Source organism: Pseudomonas sp. 8BK (assembly GCF_902506475.1).
Taxonomy (GTDB): domain Bacteria; phylum Pseudomonadota; class Gammaproteobacteria; order Pseudomonadales; family Pseudomonadaceae; genus Aquipseudomonas; species Aquipseudomonas anguilliseptica.
Genome location: NZ_LR733252.1, coordinates 216,770 through 237,086, shown reverse-complemented (window position 1 = coordinate 237,086; position 20,317 = coordinate 216,770). Strand labels below are relative to the sequence as shown.

The window sequence follows — 20,317 nt, the reverse complement described above, 5'->3', positions numbered from 1 at the left end:
CTTGGCAACCCAGCCAAGTACATGGCTGCGAGGCCTGCGAGATGCTGCTAGAGTCGAAACATAATTCTTAGACTCACCTGCCTTGCCCGTGTGCTGGAGTATCCGATTTAGATGGATAAACAGAATTCTCACTTGCTACTGCGCGTCACCACGCCGGATAAGCAAAGCCTGTCATTCTGCGACGCCAGTCCGCGTGATCTGAAGAAATGGGTCGATGGCCTGCCCAAAGCCAATATCGGTGAAACCGCACGCCAGCTGTATCAAGCACTGGTTGAACTCAACCAGTTGCTGACGCCTTCGGAAAATCGCCTGCAACTGCTGGAAATCCTCCGCCCGGAAATCTATTTCGTCTGCAAGCAACTGGAAAAACACTTCCTAAACCAAGCCATCGTCCTCGATGAGCGGCCGCGCAAGGTTGCCAACCTCTGCCAGGCCCTGCAGAACCACCTGGCCGTCGGTTATAAACTGATCGTGGCACGCCTGGCAGCGCAACCGGGCCGGGAACGCCATCAACTGCTTGCCGTTGCCCTGCAGCGTGCAACCCACAGCCTGTGCGGCCCATTGATTCGCGCAAGCCAGCTGTACTGCCCAGTTCCCGAAGGGCTCTGGCTTGAGTTGCATCAGCTGTATCAGATTGCCCTGGCGCGTGGCCTGCACAAGACCATGATTCGTGATAGTCAGGCCCTGCGCACCCAAGGCATGAGCACCGAACAAATCTATCTGGTCGCCCTGCTGCTCGGCTGCGCGCGCTGCAACCAGATGCGCCAGAGCGCCATTGCTCGCCTCGCCGAAGTGCTCGAGCCCTGGAGTGCACTGGCCACCCTGCAGGCTGGCGACGAGCCGTCCAGCCTATTCGCCGTTGCGCCGCAAGTGGATGGTCCGCCTCGGTATATTTCGCTGTTCCAGCAAACCGAGCTGCACAAAGCACTAGGAATCGACCCCAGCCAACTGGTCGACGCCATTAAGGAACACCTGCTGCTGCCGGCCGAAAACATTGCTCAATCTCGCCTGACCGTGCCCGAAGGCTTCAGTCACGACATGCTGCAGCACCTGGCCGCAGCCTGGGGCGATATAGCCGAACGTACCTTCCAGCGCAGCCAGGGACAGGGCGCCCTGACCCTGTGCATTGGCATGAGTGCGCTGCATTTCTACCTGGCCGGCAAGCGTCCGTTCAACGAGGTGCTACAAGTTCCGGTAACCGCCAATGCGGCAGTATTCAAGGCCGACACCGGGGCGCCGGATATCTGGTCGAACGCATTCGATGCGCAGAAGAGCAATCAGTGGGAAAACGGCCTACCCTTTGAAGAAATTCAATACAACAAGCCGAATCAGCCCAACGCACCGACGGAGCTAGGCGGCCAAGAAAGCTACCCGACCTACGAAGTCACCATCGTCAATATCAGCCCAGGCGGCTACTGCCTGTCGTGGCCGAAAGACGTCCCCAGCCAGCTGCAGGCCGGTGAACTGCTCGGTGTGCAAGGCTTGCCGCAACAAGGCTGGAGCATTGCCGTGGTGCGCTGGATTCGCCAGGTTCGTGGCGGCGGTACGCAGATGGGTATCGAGCTAATTGCTCCGCACGCGCAAGCTTGCGGCCTGCAACTGGTGCGCAAGGCAGAGCAGAATAGCCAGTACCTGCGCGCCCTGCTGCTGCCGGAAATTAGTGCCATCTCGCGGCCGGCCAGCCTGATTACTGCACGCCTGCCGTTCCAGGAGGGCAATAAGGTCAGCATCAATCTGAATGGCAACGAACATCGCGCAGTACTGAGCCGCCGACAGACCAGCACCGGCAGTTTCAACCAGTTCGAGTACCGGGGTGTCGAGCAAATCAACAGTGAGCACGGGAAGCCTGTCACAGCGCCGAAAAGCCGCACACCAGGCGGGGAGGAAGACTTTGACTCACTCTGGAAGTCGCTGTAGATTGCCGACGCACTCCCTTTTGTCGCCTTTTCGCGCCCGTTCGGCGCAGATTTGATACCACACCATGGCCATTGAAAAAAAAACCATTCGGCTACTGATACTCGAAGACTCGCAGAACGAGGCCGAGCGCCTGGTCAGCCTGTTCCGCAATGCCGGGCGGGCAACCCGTGTGCATCGCCTGAGTTCCAGCGATGACCTTAACGAGGCCCTGCAGCAAAGCTGGGACCTGCTGATCTGCGCACCAAGCAGCGAACAGCTTGCGCCGAATGAAGCGATTGGTGCGATCCGCCGCCAGGCCAAGGATATTCCGGTCATTCAGCTGCTCGCCGACAACGACTCCGACAGCATCACTGAAGCCCTGATGCTCGGTGCTCAGGACGCGCTGCCACAAGGTGAAGACGAACGTCTGGTACTGGTTGCCAAGCGTGAGCTGGCCAACCTGGAAGAACGCCGCGCCCGCCGCGCCTCGGAAGTCGCCCTGCGCGAGGCGGAAAAACGTTGCCAGCTGCTACTCGACAGCTCAGTTGACGCCATCACCTACGTGCACGACGGCATGCACATCTATGCCAACCGCGCCTATCTGGAACTGTTCGCCTACGAAGATGCCGATGAACTGGAAGGCATGCCGATGATCGACTTGATCGGCAGCAGCGACCAGTCGAGCTTCAAGGACTTCCTGAAGAACTATCAAAGTGCCGAAGGCAGCGCCGAACTCAACTGCGCCGGGATCAAGGCCAATGGCCAGAGCTTCCCGGCGCAGATGAGCTTCTCCCCGGCCACCTACGATGGCGAGCCGTGTATCCAGGTGGTGATTCGTGCCGAAACCGGTAACGCCGAACTGGAAGAAAAACTGCGCGAGATCAGCAGCCAGGATCTGGTTACCGGCCTGTTCAACCGCACCCACTTCCTCGAACTGATGGACAGTGCCGCCGAGCGCGCAGTGAATGCCGGCCAGCCTTCGAGCCTTGCCTACATCCGCGTCGACCGCTACGCCAGCCTGCTCGCTGATATCGGCCTGGCGGGCATCGACATCCTCCTCACCGACCTGGCTAATCTGCTGCGTGCGCACTTCAGCACCGATGCACAACTGGCGCGCTTTGGTGATGATGTATTTGCTGTGCTGCAACCCGGCGTCAACCCGGAGAGCACCCGCGAGCAGCTGGATAGCTTGCTGAAAAAGGTCGAAGGTCATCTGTTCGACGTCAGTGGCCGCACCGTGCAAAGCACGCTGTCGATTGGCGTGGCAGGGCTCAATGAGAGAACCGCCAAGGCCCAGGAAGTGGTTGACCGCGCCCACCGCTGCGCCGACGAACTGAGCGATGGCAACGCCATCAAGCTGTTCAACCCGGCCGATGAGCTGGCCGCAGCGGCGAACCGCGGCAATATCGTCGCGATGATTCAACAGGCCCTGGAAAACAACAGCTTCCGCCTGCTGTTCCAGCCGATCATCAGCCTGCGCGGCGACAGCTTTGAACACTACGAAGCGCTGCTACGCCTGATCAACCCACAGGGCGAGGAAATACCGCCCGTGGAGCTGTTCAATGCAGCCAAGGACGCCGGCCTGGCCGAGAAAATCGATCGTTGGGTGATCCTCAACTCGATAAAACTGCTCGCCGATCATCGCAGTAAGGGCCACAACACCCGCCTGTTTGTGCACCTGTCGAGCGCCAGCCTGCAGGACCAGACTTTGCTGCCGTGGCTCAGCGTGGCCCTGAAGGCGGCACGCCTACCTTCAGATTCTCTGGTATTCCAGTTCAGCGAACCGGATGCAATTGCCTACCTTAAGCAGGCCAAAGCCATCACCCAGGGCCTCAACCAGCTGCACTGCAAGACCGCGCTGACTCAGTTCGGCTGCTCACTGAACCCGTTCAACACGCTCAAGCACCTGCATATCGACTTCGTCAAAGTCGACAGCTCCTTCTCCCAGGACCTGAGCAAGGCGGAAAACCAGGAAGCACTGAAAACCCTGCTGGCCAGCCTGCATTCCCAGGCCAAGCTGACCATCGTGCCCTTTGTCGAAAGCGCCAGCGTACTGGCAACGCTCTGGCAGGCCGGGGTCAACTATATTCAGGGCCATTACCTGCAGGGCCCGAGCCAGTCGATGGACTACGACTTCTCGGCCGGCGACGAATAGCTCTGCGGACAAAGAAAAGCCGACGCATGCGTCGGCTTTTTTATCGCCTTATTCCAGGCCGTCGCGATCGCGAAAGCCGAGCAGATAGAGAATACCGTCCAGCCCCAGAGTAGAGATCGCCTGTTTGGCCGATTGCTTGACCAGCGGCTTGGCACGGAACGCCACGCCCAACCCGGCGATGGCCAGCATTGGCAGGTCATTCGCGCCATCGCCCACGGCAATCGTCTGCTCCAGACGCAACCCTTCTTTGGCGGCCAGCTCACGCAGCAAGTCGGCTTTGCGCTGGGCATCGACAATCGGCTCGACCGCTACCCCCGTAACCAGGCCATCGACGATCTGCAGTTCGTTGGCAAACACATAGTCGATACCCAGCTTGGCCTGCAGCTGTTTGGCAAAGTAGGTAAAGCCACCCGACAGGATCGCAGTCTTGTAACCCAGGCGACGCAATTCGCTGAACAGCGTCTCGGCACCCTCGGTCAGGCGCAACGAAGCGCCGATGTCCGCCAGCACGGTCTCCGGCAGCCCCTTGAGCAGCGCCAGACGCTCACGGAAACTGGCGGCGAAATCCAGCTCGCCGCGCATCGCGCGCTCGGTAATCTCCGAGACCTGCTCACCCACACCGGCGGCCTTGGCCAGCTCGTCGATGACTTCTGCCTCGATCAGCGTCGAATCCATATCGAACACCGCCAAACGACGGTTGCGACGGAACAGCGAATCACGCTGGAAGGCGATGTCGACATTCAGCTCCTGGGCCACGCTGAGGAACTCGGCACGCAGGGCCGCCGGATCAGCCGGCTCGCCACGCACCGAAAACTCGATGCAGCCTTTGCCCTGCTCGGCCGGCATATCCAACGGCATGCGCCCTGAGAGGCGGTCGATATGATCGATATTCAGGTCATAACGCGCGGTAATGGCGCTGACGCGCTGCAGCTGCTCAGCGGTGACCTTGCGGGTCAACAGGGTGACGATATGCCGGGCCTTGCCCTGACCACTGACCCACTGCTGGTAGTCGGCCTCGGATACCGGGGTGAAACGCACCTGCTGATCGAGCTTGTAAGCGGTAAAGAGGATGTCCTTGAGCACCGACGAGGCGCGCTCGTTATCCGGGATCTCGACCAAAATGCCGAACGACAGGGTGTCATGGATCACCGCCTGGCCAATATCGAGGATATTCACCCCGCCCTGGGCCAGCACGCCGGTGATGGCGGCAGTCAAACCGGGGCGATCTTCGCCGGTGATATTGATCAGGACGATTTCGCGCAAGGCTCGGTCTCCAGTACAGCGTCAGGGGCAGCGGCTTGTTGAACAGGTCACAAGCCGTGGAAAAGGCGCACATTCTACCCATTTTCACCGGCAAACAGCCACGCACGGCGCTTTGCCCACTGCGGGGGCGCCGCTATACTGCGCGCCAACTACAGTCGACATGAGCCGAGCTCTGTGAACCGGCCCGCCCCCGTAAAACCCGATAATTTCTTCCTGCTGCTGTTCCAGGCCCTGCGCCAGCGGCGCATTCCCTTGGCGCTGCGCATTGTCAGCCATAGCTTGCTGCTGGTAGCCCTGGCCCTGGTGATTTATGGCTGGGTGATCGGCATGCAGTTCAAGCATGCCATGCAGCAGCAAGCCGAAGCTCTGGGCACCAGCCTGATTACCCAAACGGCTGCCTCGGCGACCGAGCTGCTGGTATCCAACGACATCCTCAGCCTCAACGTGCTGCTCAATAACTTGGTGAAAAACCCGCTGGTGGCACACGCCGCGATCTACAGCGTGGACAACCGCATCCTCGCCGAGGCGGGTTCGCGCCCCAGCCAGAGCATGCTCGGGGAAACCGAAGGGCTGTACTCGACACCCATCACCTTCCAAGAGGTGATCGCCGGGCAACTGCGCATTAGCCTCGACATGCAGCAGTTCCAGCAACCAATGACCATCAGCCTGCAGAGCATGGGCATCCTCAGCCTGATTTTGCTGGCCCTGACCCTGTCCTTGAGCATGCGCCTGGGCCGGCATATCTCCACGCCGCTGCTGCAGCTGCGCGTCTGGCTGCGTGACCCGGATGATCCTGCACCTGGCGCAGGCCGTCAGGATGAAATCGGCGACCTGGCGCGCCAGCTTCAAGCCCGCCTGGTACCGGAAAAACCTGCACTGCCTGAAGAAGAGGAAGAGCCGTTCTACGATGAGCCGGCAGCCCAGGACGATGATGACCACCTGCCGGAGTCGTTCGACGATGAGCCGGACTTCGAAGTGCGTGACCTGCGCGATGATCGCTTCGATGAGCAAGACGAGTTGGCCGGGGCGCTGCATAGCGATGACCTACCATACGCCGATAGCGCAGTGGACGATCCGTTTTCCGAGCTACGCGATCAAACCGAGCCTGAAGCTGCGCCAGCCCCCGCGATCCGGCAGCCACTGCCCAGCGCCATACTGGCGATCCAGCTGGGTGCGCAGGAACAGCTACGCCGCCTGCCGCGCAGCCGCCTAATGGAGTTGCTGCAACGCTACCGCGACTGCCTGGACCGGGCTGCCAGCCTGTATCAAGGCGAGCTGCATACCCTCAGCGATGGCAGCAGCCTGATGCTGTTCCACCAGCTTGATATTGGCGAGGACTACCTGACCCACGCCATCTGCTGCGGCGAACTGATGCGCGCTCTCGGTCATGCCCTGCAGATCGAAGTGGCGGACAGCGGTATCACCCTGCAGCTGCAGCTGGGCCTGACCCTGGGTGAAAACCTCAGCGGCCTCAGCCAGGGCGACCTGCTGCTCAGCGAAACGGCGCAGAACGCTCTGGCGCTGTCACAGCACAGCCGCAACCTGCTACTGGTCGAGCGCAGCATTGCCGACGATGCCCTAGTCAGCCAACGCGCGCGCATTCGCGCCATCGCCAGCCCGCAAGGCGCTTGCTGTGTGGAGCGTTTGCTGGAGCCTTACCCATCACTGCTGGAGCGCCAGCTGGCGCGCATGCACGAAAACCATTAATCCGACCCAACAAAAAGCCCGCCTGATTGGCGGGCTTTTTGTTGGCGGCGCTTAGAAGCGGAACACTTCGCCTTCATCACGCATTGGCTCAACCACCGGGATACGCGGTGGCGCAGGCGGCGCAGGTTTTACTGGCGCCGGCTTGCGCGGCGGCTCAGCCACGACCGGCGCTGGCTTGCCGTGGGTTTCGACGGCTACCGCCAATTGCTCGACCAGCTGCTGCACCACCAGGCTCTGCGCCCGCACCTGATCAACGATGGTGCCGCTGTGGGCTTCTTCCAGACGCACTAGGCGCCCGTCAAGCAGCTTGCCTTCGGCACCCACCAGACGCCACTGCGCTTCCAGCACGGCCGGACGCTGCGGGCCTGAATCCAGACGGGTAATCGACAGCCCAAGGCGCACCTGCGGCACGAAACCAGCGGTAGCAGGCGCCAGCACCAGACGCTGACTGTCCAGACGCGAGGCCAATTGACGCAACAGCTGCTGATCGATATCGGCAGCCAAACTGCCAGCCCAGCGCGCATCTTCGGCGGCGATCAGGCTGCCGTCGGCCTGGCGCTGCAACAGGGCTTCGCGCTGCAAGTAATCGGCAATCGCCACCGGCCCGAGCAGCACGGCAATGCCCTGCTCGGTGGCGGGAACGTGAATTTCTCCGCTATCGAGCTGGTACAGCGGTGCCTGCTGATAACGCATACAGCCCGTCAGGCCAAGTACGCCGACCAGCAGGAGAATTCCGGGAAAACGCAGTGCAATCATCTCTCTCATCCAGCCGACCAGTCTGCCGGCGTGCATACACATTAAGTGCCGACGGGTCGCTTGCGTGACCCGCCTTACGGCCGCGTATCATCCTTGAAAGCCGTTCACGACTCCAGCACAGCACTGTGCCAGCATGCGCCTGGGCGAGCCGCAACCTATTCGAGCAGCAGGCTGTCAACGCGCTGGAAGCCGCGCGGCAGCTTGTTGCCGCGACGGCCGCGCTCACCTTTGTAATGCTCCAGGTCATCGGCCTTGAGCGACAGAGTACGCTTCCCGGCTTGCAATACCAGGGTGCTGCCTGCCGGCAGCACGGCCAGATCGGTGAGATACTCCTCGCGCGAAGCAACCCGCTCACCGGGGATGCCGATGATCTTGTTGCCCTTGCCTTTGCCCAGCTGCGGCAGATTGCGCACCGGGAACAGCAGCAAACGACCTTCGGTGGTTACCGCCGCCAGCCAGTCTTCCTCACGGTTAGCCAACGGTTTCGGCGGCACCACTAGCGCGCCTGCTGGCAGGCTGAGCAAGGCCTTGCCGGCCTTGTTCTTGGCCTGCAGGTCTTCGCCCTTGACCACGAAGCCGTAGCCGGCGTCGGAGGCGATCACATACAGCGCATTGTCATCGGGCAGCAGCACGCATTCGAAGGTCGCCCCCGGTGGCGGCGTCAGACGCCCGGTCAACGGCTCGCCCTGCCCCCGGGCGGATGGCAGCGAATGCGCCGCCAGTGAGTAGCTGCGCCCGGTGGAGTCGATAAATACCGCGTACTGATTCGAGCGCCCCGGCGCGGCGGTCTTGAAGCCATCACCGGCCTTGTACGACAGGCCAGTGGCGTCGATATCGTGGCCCTTGGCGCAGCGCACCCAGCCTTTCTCCGAGATCACCACGGTTACCGGCTCGGTCGGCATCAGCTCGGTTTCGCTCAGCGCCTTGGCTTCGGCGCGGGCAACGATCGGCGAACGACGGTCGTCGCCGTACTTCTCAGCGTCATCGAGGATTTCCTGGCGCACCAGCTTCTTCAGCTTGGCTTCGCTGCCGAGCAGAGCCAGCAGCTTGTCGCGCTCCTTGGCCAGCTCGTCCTGCTCGCCACGGATCTTCATCTCTTCCAGGCGCGCCAGCTGGCGCAGGCGGGTGTCGAGGATATAGTCAGCCTGCACGTCCGTCAGACCGAAACGCTCCATCAGCACCGGCTTCGGTTGGTCTTCCGTACGGATGATATGGATCACTTCATCCAGATTGAGGAAGGCGGTGAGCAAACCCTCCAACAAGTGCAGGCGCTTCTCGACCTTGTCCAGGCGGAACTGCAGGCGGCGGCGCACGGTGCCGACGCGGTACTGCAGCCACTCGGTGAGCAGGGTTCGCAGATCTTTCACCGACGGCTTGCCGTCCAGGCCAATCACGTTGGTGTTGACCCGGTAACTGGATTCAAGCTCGGTGGTGGCGAACAGGTGCTGCATCAGCTCGTCGGCATCCACCCGGTTGGAGCGCGGGATAATCACGATGCGGCACGGGTGCTCGTGGTCCGACTCATCGCGCAGGTCGGCGACCATTGGCAGCTTCTTCGCCTGCATCTGCGCGGCAATCTGCTCCAGCACCTTGGCCCCGGAGACCTGGTGCGGCAGGGCGGTGACCACGATATCGCCGTCTTCAACCCTGTAGACCGCACGCATACGCACCGAGCCGCGGCCGGTCTCGTAGATCTTCAGCAGGTCGGCCTTGGGTGTAATGACTTCCGCTTCAGTCGGATAGTCCGGGCCCTGGATGTGCTCGCACAACTGCTCGACGCTGGCACTGGGCTCGTCCAGTAAGCGAATGCACGCTGTCGCAACTTCGCGCAGGTTATGCGGCGGCACGTCGGTGGCCATGCCGACCGCAATCCCGGTGGTGCCGTTGAGCAGAATATTCGGCAGGCGCGCCGGCAAGGTCGCCGGCTCATTCAGGGTGCCATCGAAGTTCGGCACCCAGTCCACGGTGCCCTGGCCCAGCTCGGTCAGCAGGACTTCCGAATAACGCGACAGGCGCGCTTCGGTGTAACGCATGGCGGCGAAGGATTTTGGATCGTCCGGCGCCCCCCAGTTACCCTGGCCGTCGACTAGGGTGTAGCGGTAGCTGAACGGCTGCGCCATCAGCACCATGGCTTCGTAACAGGCGCTATCGCCGTGCGGGTGAAACTTACCGAGCACGTCACCAACGGTACGCGCCGACTTCTTGTGCTTGGAGTCGGCGTCCAGGCCCAGCTCGCTCATGGCGTAGACGATGCGTCGCTGCACCGGCTTCAAGCCGTCGCCGATATGCGGCAGCGCACGGTCCATGATCACGTACATGGAGTAATTGAGGTAAGCCTGCTCGGTAAAATCGGCAAGGGAACGGCGCTCAACACCGTCCAGGCTCAAATCGAGGGATTCGCTCATGCGTGCCTCATTGCAAGGTTGATTGGCGCAGCATCAAGGTGCCGCCGCGCTGGGTAAATTCGAGTTGTTTCAGGGCACTCATGCCCAGTAATACGTCATCGCCGCCCATGCCGGGGGCAATCAAAGCCTCTACATCGGTCAGTACGATATCGCCCAGCTGCAAGCGCTGCAGGCGCGTACGGTGTGCTGTGGCGCGGCCATTGGCGGTGCTGATGGTGATTGCCGCACCCACCTGCAAACCCAGGCGCTGCGCCACTTCAGTCGGCACCGCGACCTGCGTCGCACCGGTATCAAGGAGGAAGGTCACGTCCTCGCCATTGATCTTGCCGCCCGCCATATAGTGGCCCTGACGACTGCTGGCCAGGTGCACTTCGACATAGCCGCTGCCATACAACGACTCGGGCGCCTGATTGGGGTTGCGCTGAGCGTCTTCCCAGTCGCCGAAGAATTTGGTCGCCAGCAACAAAGCAGCGCCCCAGGCCAGCACCAGCATCACCCGTCCGGCACGCTTGCCCGCAGGCTGCTCGCTCACGGCTTGCTACCCCAGCCGCCTTTGGGTGCGGCAAAACGCCAGATAATTGGCCGCGATTCGCCGTCTGCACGACTGAAGCGGCCATTATCAACGCCGATCCAGGCGCCGTCCTGATCCACCCACAAGGCCTCGGCCAGACCATAGGACGGCGCATAGAGCCGCTCCGGAGTCAGTGCTTCGGCAGCAAACGACCAGCACTTCTCGACCTGACCAGTGCTCAGGCTGCGTCGGCAAACGCGATGTGCCTGGCGTTCAAGGGTAAACAGCTTTTCGTTATGGAAGGCCAGACCGGAGAAATCCCGGGGCTGCGGCTTGCCGCCCAGCTGCTCGGGCCCCGCCTCCGTGCCCGCTTCGCTGAACAGCACGCAGCCACCAGTACAGCGCCAGATAGCACGCTGCTTGTGCACCACCAGCAAGCCACGGCGCATGCGCTCGGCCGCCAAGTACAGGCGTTCGCCTGCCGGGTCGACGGCAACGCCTTCAAACAACGAGTTGTAGTGCAACAGCATGCCGCTGGCGCGCGCCTGACGAACCAGCCCCTGAGGCAGTTTCAGCCAATTGGGCTCGCCCATCAGCGGTAACTGCAGCACCGCCGCCTTGGCCTCACTGACTAGGTAGCGATTGCCGGCGGCGTCGCAACTGATGCCCTCGAAATCCAGCTCGCCCCCACGTACCAGACCCGCCGCCCAGCTGCGCATGCGCAGCCCCCAGGGCAGGCGCGCATCCGGCGCAGGCGGCGCGACAAAGGTCTCGGCCGTGGCTTGCCACTGCGATTCATCGGACTCCAGGCGATACAGCTGCTGATCATCGCGGTCGGATACCGCCCACAGCGCGCCATCGCACCAGGCCAGCCCGGACAGATTGCCACCACTGACGCCACTGACCGCTTGCTCGTTGAGCAATTTCAGCTCTTCCAACGCGGCCGCACTCGCCAGCAGCGGTGAGCAGAGCAATAGGCAGACGGCCAACAGCCGCTGCATCAGAGCAACACCTCGGCCAGGTTGCCCTTGGACTCCAGCCAGGATTTACGGTCGCCGGCGCGCTTTTTGGCCAGCAGCATGTCCATGATTTCCTGGGTGCCGGGGTAGTCTTCCAGGGTCAGCTGCACCAGACGCCGGGTGTTGGGGTCCATGGTGGTTTCGCGCAGCTGCGGCGGGTTCATCTCACCCAGGCCTTTAAAGCGGGTGACCTGCGGCTTGCCACGGCGCTTCTCGGCCACCAGACGGTCGAGAATGCCATCACGCTCAGCCTCATCCAGTGCGTAGAAAATCTCCTTGCCCAGGTCGATGCGGTACAGCGGCGGCATGGCCACATAGACATGACCGGCATCCACCAGCGGGCGGAAATGCTGAACGAACAGCGCGCAGAGCAAGGTGGCGATATGCAGGCCGTCGGAGTCGGCGTCGGCGAGGATGCAGATCTTGCCGTAACGCAGCTGACTGAGATCGCTGGAACCCGGATCGAGGCCAACCGCCACGGCGATGTTATGCACTTCCTGGCTGGCCAGCACTTCGCTGCCGTCGACTTCCCAGGTATTCAGAATCTTTCCACGCAGCGGCAGGATCGCCTGAAACTCTTTGTCCCGCGCCTGTTTGGCCGAACCGCCGGCGGAATCACCTTCCACCAGAAACAGCTCAGAGCGCATCGGGTCCTGCCCCGCGCAATCGGCCAGCTTGCCAGGCAGTGCCGGGCCCTGGGTGATGCGTTTGCGCTCAACTTTCTTACCGGCCTTGAGGCGGCGGTTAGCGTTGCTGATCGCCAGTTCGGCAAGCTGCTGCCCCAGCTCCGGGTGGCCGTTAAGCCACAGACTGAAGGCATCCTTGACCACGCCGGAGACGAAGGCGGCCGCTTCACGGGACGACAGACGTTCCTTGGTTTGCCCGGAGAACTGCGCGTCCTGCATCTTCATCGACAGGACGAAGGCAATGCGCTCCCAGATGTCTTCAGGGGCCAGTTTGACCCCGCGCGGCAGCAGGCTGCGGAACTCGCAGAACTCGCGCATCGCATCCAGCAGGCCCTGGCGCAGGCCATTGACGTGGGTGCCGCCCTGCGCAGTGGGGATCAGGTTGACGTAGCTTTCCTGCACCGCGTCGCCGCCTTCCGGCAGCCAAAGCAGCGCCCAATCTACCGCTTCTTTATTGCCCGCCAGGCTGCCGCAGAAGGGCTCATTGGGTAGCCGTTCAAATTCGCTGACCGCATCCACCAGGTAGGAGCGCAGACCGTCTTCGTACAGCCACTCAACTTTCTCGCCACTGGCCTTGTCCTCGAAGCTGACCGCAAGCCCCGGGCACAGCACCGCCTTGGCCTTGAGCACATGCTTGAGCCGGCTGACCGAAAACTTGAAGGAGTCGAAATACTTGGCATCCGGCCAGAAATGCACGCTGGTACCGGTGTTGCGCTTGCCCACCGTGCCGACCACGGTCAGGTCGCTGGCCTTGTAGCCGTCGGCAAAGCTCATCTGATACTCGTTGCCGTCGCGTTTGACCGTGACGATCACGCGGGTCGACAGCGCGTTGACCACCGAGATGCCCACGCCATGCAGGCCGCCGGAGAACTGATAGTTCTTGTTGCTGAACTTGCCACCGGCATGCAGCTTGGTGAGGATCAGCTCAACCCCCGGCACGCCCTCTTCCGGGTGAATATCCACTGGCATACCACGACCGTCGTCGAGCACTTCCAGGGAATTGTCCTCGTGCAGGATCACCTGAATCGATTTGGCATGCCCGGCCAGTGCTTCGTCGACGCTGTTGTCGATGACTTCCTGGGCCAAGTGGTTCGGCCGGCTGGTGTCGGTGTACATGCCCGGGCGTTTGCGCACCGGGTCGAGGCCGGAAAGGACTTCGATGGCATCGGCGTTGTAAGAGCTAGAACCTTGCTGGGCCATGGGGTCTCTTGTTCGTCAATTGAGAGCGGAAAAGTCGATATCCTGCCACAGATGGCGAGGAATACCGGCGAAAGCAAAAAGCACCGGCAAGCGCTCGGCAAAACCCTGAAAGCCGTGATCGCCACCAGCCTGGATACGCAGCGCGCAGGTGCGGTAATAGCGCTGGGCATCGCGGTAATCGAGGGTCTCGTCGGCGGTCTGCAGCCACACCTGATAGCGCGCCGGGTCTTGCAGCACTGCTACATCCAACTCGGCTAGGGCGGTTACATGGTCGGTCGTCAGCTCCCAGGTCTCATCGCTGTAATAGTTCTTCTGCGGCCCCAGGTAACCATCGAAACGCAGATGCGGGCGCACTGCCGGGTTGATCAACAGCGCCGGCAGCCCGTGGCGTTCGGCCAGGTGGGTCGCATAGTAGCCGCCCAGGGAGCTGCCAACCAGCACAGGCCGACCAAGCTCGGTAATCAGCGCTTCGAGCTGAGCAATTGCCTGGCGCGGATGGTGATGCAGGGCTGGTACTCGCAGCTGCGCGGCCAAGCCCAGCTGCGCCATAACGCGCTGCAGCTGGCTGGCCTTGAGCGATGCCGGCGAGCTGTTAAGCCCGTGGATATAGAGAATGGATGTGGTCATGGGGCGGGAGGCTAACCGGTTGCGGCGACCGGCTGCAACCGGTTAGCCGAACGGCTCAATAGCCCTTGATGGTGTAATCGATTTCGAACTTGATCCCGGTAACCCGCGATACACCGGTTTCCAGGCGACCGTCGTCGAACAGGCGCAGCCAGCGATAGCCCGGCGCGGTTTTATCCACCTGAAACTCTTCGCTGCCCGGGGCGAACTGCACGCAGGTCGAGGGCGACGCCAGCAGGCGAATCGGGCCGCGCTGCTGATCGAGCTCCTGATGGATATGTCCCCAGAGCACCGCACGCACCTGGCTGAACCGCTCCAGCACAGCAAACAGGGCATCCGGATTGCGCAGACCGATAGGCTCCATCCACTTGCAGCCGATGGACACCGGATGGTGATGCAAGCAGATCAGGTGATGACGATCCGGTGCTTCGCTCAGTGCCCGCTCCAGCAGAGCCAGCTGCTGATCGCTGAGGTAACCGGGCACAGCACCAGGAATCGAGGAATCAAGCAGAATCACGCGCCAGTTGCCCAGGTCGATCACCGGCTCCAGCAGATCACTGCCGACGCAAGCGTCCTGCATCGCAGGCACTTCATCATGGTTACCGGGGAGCCAGCGCGCGGGCGCGGGGATGGCGGCGGTCATCTCGCGGAAACGCTGATAGGACTCGGCGCTGCCGTCCTGCGAGAGGTCGCCACTGGCCAGGATCAGGTCGATCTGCGGTTGCTCCAGCAGCACACGCTCAATCACCCGCTGCAAGCTGTCCTGGGTATCCATGCCCAATAGCTTGCCCGCCCCGTCGGCAAACAGGTGACTGTCGGATAACTGCACCAGCAGTACCGAGCGATCAACAGCAGTGGTTTTAGTCGGCGCGCCCGGCAAGACCTTCTCCTTGAGCGGAATGCGTGAATTATGCTGGCTAGCCCTGCAGGCGGTAAACCCGCGAAAGGGGAATAGATCACAGAACGTCCGCTGTAAATCCAGCGCCCATCCTAAGGCTAGCGCGTATCGGAATAATGCGCCTGCGACTGATTATCGGCAGAACATGGAAAAACCTAACGGACGGGAGCCAGTTCGTGACCGCAGGCCAGGCAGTGACTCAGCCACTCACCGAGAAACAGATTGAGCTGAGTCTTCTCATCCGGCTGGTGCATGGCCGCATTGGGATAGGGATAAATGCCGCGAAAACGCCGCGCACTCTGCGCCCCAATGACTTCAGCCATTCGCGCATCGTGGTACACACGCACCTCCATATGCGGCACCGGCAGCCAGGGCAGACTGTGCTCCTGACGCACCGAGAGGGTCGAAGTGTAGGGGCAGGTTTCCAGCACTTCCAGCGCCAGCACGCCCAGCTGCTGTTCACCCTGACTCATACCCACACGACGCGCCTGCCGATAGGCATCCGGGCCCTCACGCATTTCCGGCAGCAACTGCATCAGGCGCGCATAGTTGGCCTCGCAAGCGGCTTGCAGCTCGACCAGGTCGACCCGATAGCGCTCGCGCAGCAGGTTCACGACCACAACCCCCGCACTTCGCTGCGGTTTAGCGCCAGCCACTGCAGGGCGATAATGCTGGCGGCATTGTCGATACGCCCGTCTTTCAGCGCATCCAAGGCATCTTCCAGCGGCCAGACGTGTACACGAATATCCTCACCCTCTTCCACCAGGCCATGCACGCCACCGGCGCCTTCGCTGTCGCAACGACCGACGAACAGGTGCACGCGCTCATCCGAGCCACCGGGTGACGGGTAGTACTGGGTAATTGGCCACAACGACGTCAGCTGCAGATTGGCTTCTTCAATCGCTTCGCGGCGCGCGACCTCTTCGGGCTCCTCGTCCTTGTCGATCAACCCGGCGACCAGCTCCAGCAGCCAGGGATTGGCGCTTTTCTCCAACGCACCGACGCGGAACTGCTCGATCAGCACCACACAGTCGCGCTGCGGGTCATAGGGCAGCACGCACACCGCATCGTGTCGCACGAATAGTTCGCGGCTCAGCTCTGGGCCCATGCCACCGGCAAACTGACGATGGCGCAAACGCAGCCGATCAAGCTTGTAGAAGCCGCTGAAGCAGGCTTCGCGCTCGATCACTTGAACATCTTCTCGTTGCATAACGCCCCCTGATTAACAGAAACGGGCCCGAAGGCCCGCCCTGGTTACACCTATGCTGCGCCGAAACATGACGCAGCAAAAGCTCTAGAGTCCGGTTACGAGCTTGCGAGCTAGAGCCATGCAAGGCGAAAACGAGTGAGGAAGCGGAGTGTACGAGTTGTACATGAGCATTCCGAACCGGTTTTCAACGCAGCAAGGCCGACGCGCAGCAGATCGTAATCGGATCTTTATCAGACCTTGTGGTAGAGCTGCGCACCCTGAGCCTTAAACTCCTCTGCCTTGGCTTGCATGCCCGCCTCGGCATCCAGGTCGAGTGCTGCGATGCGTTGCTCTTCAGCATAGACGCGAACTTCCTGGGTGATCTTCATCGAGCAGAACTTCGGCCCGCACATGGAGCAGAAGTGTGCCACCTTCGCCGAGTCCTTGGGCAGCGTTTCGTCGTGATAACTGCGCGCAGTGTCGGGGTCGAGACCGAGGTTGAACTGATCTTCCCAACGGAACTCAAAGCGCGCCTTGGACAGCGCATTGTCGCGAATCTGCGCGCCGGGATGGCCTTTGGCCAAGTCCGCAGCATGGGCGGCGATCTTGTAGGTGATGATGCCGGTCTTCACGTCATCCTTGTTCGGCAGCCCCAGGTGCTCCTTGGGCGTGACGTAGCAGAGCATGGCGCAACCGAACCAGCCGATCATCGCCGCGCCAATACCGCTGGTGATGTGGTCGTAACCCGGCGCGATGTCGGTGGTCAGCGGGCCTAGGGTATAGAACGGCGCCTCGTCGCAGCACTCCAGCTGCTTGTCCATGTTCTCCTTGATCAGCTGCATCGGCACATGGCCGGGGCCTTCGATCATGGTCTGCACGTCATGCTTCCAGGCGATCTTGGTCAGCTCGCCAAGGGTTTCCAGCTCACCGAACTGAGCTTCGTCGTTGGCGTCGGCAATCGAACCCGGACGCAGGCCATCGCCCAGCGAGAAGCTGACGTCGTAGGCCTTCATGATTTCGCAAATGTCTTCGAAGTGGGTGTAGAGGAAGTTCTCTTTATGGTGCGCCAGGCACCACTTGGCCATGATCGAACCACCGCGCGAAACGATGCCGGTGACACGCTTGGCAGTCATCGGCACATAACGCAGCAACACACCGGCGTGAATGGTGAAGTAGTCCACGCCCTGCTCGGCCTGCTCGATCAGGGTGTCGCGGAACAGTTCCCAGGTCAGTTCTTCGGCCGCGCCGCCAACTTTTTCCAAAGCCTGATAGATCGGCACGGTGCCAATCGGCACCGGCGAGTTGCGAATGATCCACTCGCGGGTTTCATGAATGTGCTTGCCGGTTGACAGGTCCATGACTGTGTCGGACCCCCAGCGAATGCCCCAGGTCAGCTTGGCCACTTCCTCTTCGATGGAAGAACCCAGCGCCGAGTTGCCGATATTGCCGTTGATCTTCACCAGGAAGTTACGGCCGATGATCATCGGCTCTAGCTCGGTGTGGTTGATGTTGGCCGGGATGATCGCGCGGCCGCGAGCGATCTCGTCACGCACGAATTCGGGGGTGATGATCTTCGGCACACTGGCCCCGAAGCTGTGGCCGGGGTGCTGCTGGTCGAGCAAGCCGGCTTCGCGCGCCACTTCCAGCTTCATGTTCTCGCGGATGGCAACGTATTCCATCTCGGCGGTGATGATGCCTTTGCGCGCGTAGTGCATCTGGCTGACGTTAGCCCCGGCCTTGGCGCGGCGCGGGTTGTTGACGTGGGCGAAACGCAGCTTGGTCAGCTCGGCATCGGCAAGGCGCTGCTGGCCGAAGTTGGAGCTCAGGCCAGGCAGGCGTTCGGTGTCGCCACGCGCTTCGATCCACGGCGAACGCACATCGGCCAGGCCCTTGCGCACGTCGATAATGACCTTTGGATCGGTGTACGGGCCGGAGGTGTCATACACCATCACCGGTGCATTGATCTCGCCGCCGAAGTCAGTGGGGGTGACGTCCAGGCTGATCTCGCGCATTGGCACCAAGATGTCCGGGCGCGAGCCCTGTACATAGACTTTCTGCGAACGCGGGAAGGGTTGGATCGACTGCTGGTCGACCTGGGCAGATTCACTCAGGATCGGGTTGAGGTTTTTTTCTTGTGTGCTCATCGGCGGCTCTCCAGGGCTATATGTCGGAGCGAACCTGGAGATAAATGAGCGGCGAAAGGTGCACCAGGGGCGGTGCCAGAGGCTCACCGAAGGACAGGCAAGCACATCTTGTTCCCTACGCAGGCCTTAACCTGATCAGGTTCAACGGGATCCGGCAGCTGCCAATCTCAGCCCCGCAATTGGGGCACCCCGACAAGAACGCGACCAGTCTAATCAACCCCAGGCAATAAAACCAACCCGCGAGTCAAATATTCATGACCCGCGCGTCGGATCGTGACGCGCACATATAACCACCTGGATTGTTGCACCCAGGCAACATAGCTTGTTGCAAACTACACTACAGGCGCCTAAACGGCCCTTGACCCCCCAGGCACGGCCCCTTAGCCTTGCCGATTACCGCCAAAATCAGGATCACCCTCATGTTGCGCAGACTCTCTCTGGCTCTCGCTGTGGCCGCCGCGTCCAACGGAATGGCCTGGGCTGCTGAACAAGCCCCGCTGTCCACCAAAACTGACCTGGTCACGGTTTACCAGGAAGCCGCCGCCAACAATGCCGACCTGGCCGCCGCCCGTGCTGACTATGAAGCGCGCAGCGAAGTGGTACCTCAGGCCCGTGCCGGCCTGCTGCCAAACCTGTCTGCCGGCGCCAACCTGAGCGACACCCGTACCCAGGTCGACTCGCCTGCCAACACCAGCTCGCGCAGCGGCGTGGTATACCAGGCCAACCTCAGCCAACCGCTGTTCCGCGCTGACCGCTGGTTCCAGCTGCAAGCCGCCGAAGCAACCAACGAGCAAGCTGCGCTGGAACTGTCGGCCACCGAACAGAACCTGATTCTGCAGAGCGCCGAAACCTACTTCGCGGTATTGCGTGCCCAGGACAATCTGGCCTCGACCAAGGCCGAAGAAGCCGCGTTCAAGCGCCAGCTGGATCAGGCCAATGAGCGTTTCGATGTCGGTCTCTCGGACAAGACCGACGTGCTGGAAGCCCAAGCCGGCTTCGACACCGCCCGCGCCAACCGCATCATCGCCCAGCAACAGGTAGAAGATGCCTTCGAGGCGCTGATCACCCTGACCCACCGCGACTTCGCCGCCCTGGAAGGCATCGAGCACAGCCTGCCGATCCTCGCGCCAACGCCGAACGATGCCAAGGCCTGGGTCGATACTGCCGCTGCGCAGAATCTCAATCTGCAAGCCAGCAACTACGCCGTTGAAGCCGCCGAAGAAACTCTGCGCCAGCGCAAATCCGGCCACGCCCCGACTCTGGATGCGGTTGCCAGCTACCAGAAGGGCGACAACGACAGCCTCGGTTTCAGCAACAATGCCGGCACCATTAACCGCTTCAGTGGTGATGTCGAGCAACGCTCAATCGGCTTGCAACTGAATATCCCGCTGTACAGCGGTGGCCTGACCAGCTCCCAGGTGCGCGAGTCCTACCAGCGCCTGAACCAGACCGAGCAGCTGCGTGAAAGCCTGCGCCGTCAGGTGGTGCAGAACACCCGCAACCTGCACCGCGCGGTGAATACCGACGTGGAAACCGTGCAGGCGCGCAAGCAGTCGATCATCTCCAACCAGAGCGCCCTGGAGGCCACCGAAATCGGCTATCAGGTCGGTACGCGTAACATCGTTGACGTGCTCGACGCTCAGCGCCAGCTGTACAGCTCGGTGCGCAACTACAACAACGCGCGTTACGACTACATCCTCAACAATCTACGCCTGAAACAGGCCGCCGGCACCCTCAGCCCGGACGACCTGGCCGCCCTGGAGCAATACCTGAAATCCGACTACAACCCGGACGAAGACTTCCTCCCGCCGGACCTGGCCAAGGCCGCCGAAGCCCAGCTGCGTGGCAACCCGCAGTACTGAGT

At 61.7% G+C, this 20,317-nt stretch carries 15 protein-coding genes and 1 riboswitch; of the genes, 4 read left to right on the top strand and 11 right to left on the bottom strand.

All coding sequences use genetic code 11. The features are described 5' to 3' along the window. The first annotated feature begins 111 nt into the window (after positions 1-111). Together ACIN8IBEIGE_RS01020 and ACIN8IBEIGE_RS01015 are read left to right on the top strand one after the other, a co-directional pair. Positions 112-1,917: a molecular chaperone gene (locus ACIN8IBEIGE_RS01020; RefSeq protein WP_160013017.1), complete on the top strand. Its 1,806-nt coding sequence runs from the start codon at positions 112-114 to the stop codon at positions 1,915-1,917. Positions 1,918-1,981: 64 nt separating this feature from the next. Next, positions 1,982-4,051, top strand: a complete 2,070-nt coding sequence (locus tag ACIN8IBEIGE_RS01015; RefSeq protein WP_160013016.1) for an EAL domain-containing protein — start codon at positions 1,982-1,984, stop codon at positions 4,049-4,051. Positions 4,052-4,099: 48 nt separating this feature from the next. Here the strand turns inward: ACIN8IBEIGE_RS01015 and serB are convergent, their stop codons facing one another. Continuing rightward, a complete protein-coding gene (gene serB, locus ACIN8IBEIGE_RS01010; RefSeq protein ID WP_160013015.1) occupies positions 4,100-5,314 on the bottom strand; it encodes a phosphoserine phosphatase SerB in 1,215 nt (404 codons plus the stop codon). A 174-nt stretch (positions 5,315-5,488) separates the two neighbouring features. On the opposite strand from serB, the gene ACIN8IBEIGE_RS01005 reads away from it, so the two are divergent. Further along, positions 5,489-7,021 carry an AhpA/YtjB family protein gene (locus tag ACIN8IBEIGE_RS01005; protein ID WP_160013014.1) on the top strand — a complete coding sequence of 511 codons (1,533 nt, stop codon included), beginning with the start codon at positions 5,489-5,491 and terminating at the stop codon, positions 7,019-7,021. A gap of 51 nt (positions 7,022-7,072) precedes the next feature. Here the strand turns inward: ACIN8IBEIGE_RS01005 and ACIN8IBEIGE_RS01000 are convergent, their stop codons facing one another. The 10 genes from ACIN8IBEIGE_RS01000 to thiC form a co-directional block, all read right to left on the bottom strand. Further along, positions 7,073-7,777 carry a membrane integrity-associated transporter subunit PqiC gene (locus ACIN8IBEIGE_RS01000; protein ID WP_160013013.1) on the bottom strand — a complete coding sequence of 235 codons (705 nt, stop codon included), beginning with the start codon at positions 7,775-7,777 and terminating at the stop codon, positions 7,073-7,075. A gap of 155 nt (positions 7,778-7,932) precedes the next feature. Further along, the gene (gene parC / locus ACIN8IBEIGE_RS00995; RefSeq protein ID WP_160013012.1) at positions 7,933-10,182 is read right to left on the bottom strand and encodes a DNA topoisomerase IV subunit A; all 2,250 of its coding nucleotides are present in this window, start codon (positions 10,180-10,182) and stop codon (positions 7,933-7,935) included. 7 nt (positions 10,183-10,189) lie between these two features. After that, positions 10,190-10,714, bottom strand: a complete 525-nt coding sequence (locus ACIN8IBEIGE_RS00990) for a TIGR02281 family clan AA aspartic protease (RefSeq protein WP_160013011.1) — start codon at positions 10,712-10,714, stop codon at positions 10,190-10,192. Then, entirely contained in the window at positions 10,711-11,697 is a 987-nt protein-coding gene (locus tag ACIN8IBEIGE_RS00985; RefSeq protein ID WP_178124379.1) for an esterase-like activity of phytase family protein, read from the bottom strand. Before ACIN8IBEIGE_RS00985 ends, ACIN8IBEIGE_RS00990 begins: the two co-directional genes overlap by 4 nt. Then, positions 11,694-13,598, bottom strand: a complete 1,905-nt coding sequence (gene parE / locus ACIN8IBEIGE_RS00980) for a DNA topoisomerase IV subunit B (protein WP_160013009.1) — start codon at positions 13,596-13,598, stop codon at positions 11,694-11,696. The genes ACIN8IBEIGE_RS00985 and parE overlap by 4 nt, the downstream gene beginning before the upstream one ends. Positions 13,599-13,613: 15 nt before the next feature. Continuing rightward, positions 13,614-14,225: a YqiA/YcfP family alpha/beta fold hydrolase gene (locus ACIN8IBEIGE_RS00975; RefSeq protein WP_160013008.1), complete on the bottom strand. Its 612-nt coding sequence runs from the start codon at positions 14,223-14,225 to the stop codon at positions 13,614-13,616. 55 nt (positions 14,226-14,280) lie between these two features. Next, positions 14,281-15,102 carry a 3',5'-cyclic-AMP phosphodiesterase gene (gene cpdA / locus ACIN8IBEIGE_RS00970; RefSeq protein WP_160013007.1) on the bottom strand — a complete coding sequence of 274 codons (822 nt, stop codon included), beginning with the start codon at positions 15,100-15,102 and terminating at the stop codon, positions 14,281-14,283. A 173-nt stretch (positions 15,103-15,275) separates the two neighbouring features. Further along, the gene (locus ACIN8IBEIGE_RS00965) at positions 15,276-15,740 is read right to left on the bottom strand and encodes a DUF1249 domain-containing protein (protein WP_090376863.1); all 465 of its coding nucleotides are present in this window, start codon (positions 15,738-15,740) and stop codon (positions 15,276-15,278) included. After that, complete coding sequence (locus ACIN8IBEIGE_RS00960; RefSeq protein ID WP_160013006.1) at positions 15,731-16,330, bottom strand: NUDIX domain-containing protein; 600 nt, start codon at positions 16,328-16,330, stop codon at positions 15,731-15,733. The genes ACIN8IBEIGE_RS00965 and ACIN8IBEIGE_RS00960 overlap by 10 nt, the downstream gene beginning before the upstream one ends. A 230-nt stretch (positions 16,331-16,560) precedes the next feature. After that, positions 16,561-18,453 (bottom strand): phosphomethylpyrimidine synthase ThiC, encoded by a 1,893-nt coding sequence (gene thiC, locus ACIN8IBEIGE_RS00955; RefSeq protein ID WP_160013005.1) that lies wholly within the window; start codon positions 18,451-18,453, stop codon positions 16,561-16,563. 95 nt (positions 18,454-18,548) lie between these two features. Next, positions 18,549-18,655, bottom strand: a riboswitch (TPP riboswitch). Between the two features lie 217 nt (positions 18,656-18,872). Between thiC and ACIN8IBEIGE_RS00950 the strand changes: the two genes are divergently transcribed. Then, positions 18,873-20,315, top strand: a complete 1,443-nt coding sequence (locus tag ACIN8IBEIGE_RS00950) for a TolC family outer membrane protein (protein WP_160013004.1) — start codon at positions 18,873-18,875, stop codon at positions 20,313-20,315. Positions 20,316-20,317: the final 2 nt, after the last annotated feature.

Coding starts and splice junctions, on each gene's coding strand:
- ACIN8IBEIGE_RS01020 (WP_160013017.1), top strand. CDS start 112: ATGGATAAACAGAATTCTCACTTGCTACTGCGCGTCACCACGCCGGAT.
- thiC (WP_160013005.1), bottom strand. CDS start 18,453: ATGAGCACACAAGAAAAAAACCTCAACCCGATCCTGAGTGAATCTGCC.
- ACIN8IBEIGE_RS01000 (WP_160013013.1), bottom strand. CDS start 7,777: ATGATTGCACTGCGTTTTCCCGGAATTCTCCTGCTGGTCGGCGTACTT.
- parC (WP_160013012.1), bottom strand. CDS start 10,182: ATGAGCGAATCCCTCGATTTGAGCCTGGACGGTGTTGAGCGCCGTTCC.
- ACIN8IBEIGE_RS00960 (WP_160013006.1), bottom strand. CDS start 16,330: ATGCAACGAGAAGATGTTCAAGTGATCGAGCGCGAAGCCTGCTTCAGC.
- parE (WP_160013009.1), bottom strand. CDS start 13,598: ATGGCCCAGCAAGGTTCTAGCTCTTACAACGCCGATGCCATCGAAGTC.
- ACIN8IBEIGE_RS00950 (WP_160013004.1), top strand. CDS start 18,873: ATGTTGCGCAGACTCTCTCTGGCTCTCGCTGTGGCCGCCGCGTCCAAC.
- ACIN8IBEIGE_RS00975 (WP_160013008.1), bottom strand. CDS start 14,225: ATGACCACATCCATTCTCTATATCCACGGGCTTAACAGCTCGCCGGCA.
- ACIN8IBEIGE_RS01015 (WP_160013016.1), top strand. CDS start 1,982: ATGGCCATTGAAAAAAAAACCATTCGGCTACTGATACTCGAAGACTCG.